Here is a 203-nt window from a genome sequence, read left to right as displayed (position 1 = left end):
CCTGACTTTTAATCAGGGTGTCGAAGGTTCGAGCCCTTCATGACTCACCATTTTTATTACATGCGCGTGTGGCGGAATTGGCAGACGCACTAGACTTAGGATCTAGCGTTTCACGACGTGGGGGTTCAAGTCCCTCCACGCGCATAGGTTTTGCGGACGTGGCTCAGCGGTAGAGCATCGCCTTGCCAAGGCGAGGGTCGTGG

Annotated in this window: 1 tRNA gene; it reads left to right on the top strand. The window is 55.2% G+C overall.

Annotated features, from left to right (window positions below):
- Positions 1-62 precede the first annotated feature (62 nt).
- Positions 63-144, top strand: a tRNA-Leu gene (locus tag QCD85_RS23910).
- Positions 145-203 lie beyond the last annotated feature (59 nt).

Origin of the sequence: Paenibacillus sp. PsM32 (assembly GCF_030433815.1) — a bacterium.
In the GTDB taxonomy this organism is placed as follows: domain Bacteria; phylum Bacillota; class Bacilli; order Paenibacillales; family Paenibacillaceae; genus Saccharibacillus; species Saccharibacillus kyungheensis.
The sequence above is the reverse complement of the archived record's forward strand: the minus strand, read 5'-3'. Positions and strand labels throughout refer to the sequence as shown.